Here is a 3855-nt window from a genome sequence, read left to right on the forward strand (position 1 = left end):
GCCCAGACGTTCGGCCAGTTGTTGGGCGCTCTGCAGGCGCAGGCGCGATTGCTCATCGCGCGCGCTGCCATTGTCGACGTGCACCAGGCTCCACGGCAAATGTCGACGCTGGGCGACGCGGCTGGCGTGACGCACCAGGCGCTCGGCGTGCTCATCGCCATCGACGCCGACCAGCAAGCGACCGCGCACGGCGGGCGCCGCCTGGCCGAGTTGGCGATAACCCTGGGCGAGGTCATTGTCGACTTGCGCGGCGGCGGTTTGCATCGCCAGTTCACGCAGGGCGGTGAGGTTAGTCTGGGTAAAAAACGCATCGATGGCCGCCCGCGCCTGCTCCGGCACGTACACCTTGCCGTCGCGCAAGCGCTCGAGCAGTTCGCGCGGTGGCAGGTCGATCAGCAGCAGTTCGTAGGCTTCTTGCAGAACCCAGTCCGGCAGGGTTTCGCGGACCTGTACGCCAGTGATGCCGCGCACCTGGTCGTTGAGGCTTTCGAGGTGCTGGACGTTGACGGTGGTGAACACGTCGATGCCGGCGGCGAGCAGTTCCTGAATGTCTTGCCAGCGTTTCGCGTGCCGGCTGCCGGGGGCGTTGCTGTGGGCGAGTTCATCTACAAGCACAAGCTTCGGCTTGGCCGCGAGCAGGCCGTCGAGGTCCATTTCTTCGAGCATCACGCCACGGTATTCAGATCGCACCAGCGGTTGCTGGGGCAAGCCGCCAAGCAACGCCTCGGTTTCGGCGCGGCCGTGGGTTTCGACGACACCGGCGAGGACTTTGACGCCCTGGCGCAGTTGCGTGTGCGCGGCTTGCAGCATGGCGTAGGTCTTGCCGACGCCGGGTGCAGCGCCGAGGAAAACCTTGAGACGGCCACGGCCATTGCGGGGCAGGTCTGCTAGAAGCGCGTCGGCGCGGCCGGAGTTGCTCATGCTTGAAGCTCACTTTATTCAGATGTTGAAAGGGTGATTGTTCCATTGCCTTCGCGAGCAGGCTCGCTCCCACATTGGAATGCATTCTCCTGTGGGAGCGAGCCTGCTCGCGAATGGTGGCGCCGCTGATTTATAGCTTTTCCAGCGCAACGTTAAGCGCTAACACATTCACCACCGCCGGCCCCACCAGCGGTTGTTCGATGTGCGAATCCAGCAACTGCTGCAGCGTCGACACCGGCAGGTTACGCGCCGCCGCGACACGCGCCAGTTGATAGGCAATCGCGGCCGGAGGCAAGTGCGGATCGAGGCCGCTGCCTGAGGTGGTCAGCAGCGCCAGCGGCACCGGGCCTTGGCTTTGCACGAGCATTTTGTTGGCATCTTCAATCACCCGAGTCGCCAGAGCCGGGTTGCTCGGTGCAAGGTTGCTGGCGCCGCTTGATACGGTGGCGAAGGCGCCAGCGGATGGGCGCGGGTGGAACCAGGCGTCGCCGCTGAACTCCTGGGCGATCAGGGACGAGCCGCGGACTTTGCCGTCGGCATCGTGGATGAGACTGCCGTTGGCCTGGTCCGGGAATGCGACCTGGGCGATGCCGGTGACCAGCAAGGGGTAAGCGATGCCGGTGATCAGGGTCATCAGCACCAACAGGCTGAGGGCTGGGCGTAGGGTTTTGGACATTACAAACTCCTCGGATTCTCTGGGAAAAAACACCACATTTGTGCGCCACCTCATTTCTGTGGCATCACACATCTGTGCCATCACACATCTGTGGCGAGGGGGTTTACCCCCGTTGGGCTGCGCAGCAGCCCCCTAACCTACAATTTGATTTCTTCAGGCATACCGCATGTTGCTGGCTAGGGCTGCTGCGCAGCCCAACGGGGGCAAGCCCCCTCGCCACAAGAGCCCGTTCCACAGCGGCTGATAGGCTGGGGCTGCTGCGCAGCCCAACGGGGGCAAGCCCCCTCGCCACAAAAGGCCTTCACCACAAAGCTCCTTCACAGAAGCGTGCCTCCCACAAAAGCCCCTTCACAGAAGCGTGCCTGCCACAAAAGCCCCTTCACAGAAGCGTGCCTGCCACAGGAGCCCCTTCACAGAAGCGTGCCTGCCACAAAAGCCCGCTCCACAGCGGCTGATCGTCAAACCAGATGCAGGGCTGTCAGCAGCATGTCGATGGCTTTGATGCCCACAAACGGCACCACCAACCCGCCCAATCCATAGATCAGCAAATTGCGCCGCAACAAGGCCGCCGCACTTGCCGCCTGCACTCGCACGCCGCGCAGCGCCAGCGGGATCAGCACGACGATGATCAGCGCGTTGAAGACAATCGCCGAGAGGATCGCGCTTTGCGGACTGCTCAGCTGCATGACATTGAGCACGCCAAGCTGTGGATAAATCGAGGCAAACAGCGCCGGCAAAATCGCGAAGTATTTGGCCACGTCGTTGGCAATCGAAAACGTCGTCAGCGCGCCACGGGTCACCAGCAATTCCTTACCGATCTGCACCACATCCAGCAGCTTGGTCGGGTCGCTATCGAGGTCGACCATGTTGGCCGCTTCGCGCGCCGCTTGCGTGCCGTCGTTCATTGCCATGCCGACATCCGCCTGCGCCAGGGCCGGGGCGTCGTTAGCGCCGTCGCCGCACATCGCGACCAGACGACCGTCGTTCTGCTCATGACGGATGCGCGCAAGTTTCTTCTCCGGCGTGGCCTCGGCCAGCACGTCGTCGACGCCCGCCTCCGCCGCAATCGCCGCTGCAGTCAATGGGTTGTCGCCGGTGACCATCACCGTGCGAATCCCCAACTTGCGCAGTTCGGCAAAACGCTCGCGAATGCCGGGCTTCACCACGTCTTTAAGATGGATCGCACCCAGCAACTTGCCATCAGCACAGACCAGCAACGGCGTACCACCGCTCTGCGCAATCCGCTCGATTTCCCGCGTCAGTGCCGGGGCCAGATCGGCGCGTTTCAAGCCGACAAAATCCAACAGCGAATCCACCGCGCCTTTGCGGAACACGCGGCCCTGATAATCCACGCCGGACAAACGCGTCTCGGCACTGAACGGCACGCCGGTCAGCAACTCGGCGGCAGGCTCAGGTTGCGGATGCAGACTGCGCAAAAACTCGACGATGGATTTGCCTTCCGCCGTGTCATCGGCCAGCGATGCAAACAGCGCACCTTCGGCCAGTTGCATGGCGCTGACGCCGGGCGCGGCATACACCGCCGTGCACCGACGGTTGCCGAACGTGATGGTGCCGGTCTTGTCCAGCAACAACACGTGCACATCCCCCGCCGCTTCCACCGCGCGACCGGATTTGGCAATCACGTTGAGGCGCACCAGGCGGTCCATCCCGGCAATCCCGATGGCCGATAACAAACCACCAATCGTCGTCGGAATCAGCGTGACCAATAACGCCACGAGGAACACCAGCGGCAGGCTGCCGTTGGCAAAATGCGCGAACGGTTGCAGGGTGACGACCACCAGCAGAAAGATCAGGGTCAGGCCGATCAGCAGAATATCCAGCGCCACTTCGTTCGGGGTCTTCTGGCGTTTGGCACCTTCGACCAGGGCGATCATGCGATCGAGTGTCGACTCGCCGGGATTACTGGTGATCCGCACCATCAGCCAATCGGAGACCAAGCGGGTGTTGCCGGTGACCGCCGAGCGATCGCCACCGGACTCACGAATCACCGGCGCCGATTCACCGGTAATCGCCGCTTCGTTGACCGCCGCGATGCCCTCGATCACTTCGCCGTCACCGGGGATCATTTCCCCCGCCGCGACGCGCACCACATCACCTTTGCGCAGGCTGGCGGCCGGGACGATCTGGAACGTGCCGTCAGCGGCTTTTCGGCGAGCGCTGAGGCCTTCGCTGCCGGCCTTGAGACTGTCAGCGCGAGCTTTACCGCGCCCCTCAGCCAGAGCCTCGGCAAAGTTGGC

3 protein-coding genes are annotated in these 3855 nt (G+C 63.2%); all 3 read right to left on the reverse strand.

The annotated features are described in order from the left end of the window. The coding region (locus F8N12_RS27070; protein ID WP_191623231.1) for a universal stress protein at positions 1–921 on the reverse strand (921 nt) is incomplete at its 3' end. A 130-nt stretch (positions 922–1051) separates the two neighbouring features. After that, entirely contained in the window at positions 1052–1597 is a 546-nt protein-coding gene (kdpC, locus tag F8N12_RS27075; protein WP_150583105.1) for a potassium-transporting ATPase subunit KdpC, read from the reverse strand. 458 nt (positions 1598–2055) lie between these two features. Next, the coding region (kdpB, locus tag F8N12_RS27080; RefSeq protein ID WP_150583106.1) for a potassium-transporting ATPase subunit KdpB at positions 2056–3855 on the reverse strand (1800 nt) is incomplete at its 5' end.

The sequence above is a fragment of the Pseudomonas fluorescens genome (assembly GCF_902497625.1).
Lineage (GTDB): Bacteria > Pseudomonadota > Gammaproteobacteria > Pseudomonadales > Pseudomonadaceae > Aquipseudomonas > Aquipseudomonas fluorescens_BQ.

Excerpts from the sequence above, each read along its gene's own strand:
- kdpC (WP_150583105.1), bottom strand. The coding sequence starts at position 1,597 with ATGTCCAAAACCCTACGCCCAGCCCTCAGCCTGTTGGTGCTGATGACC.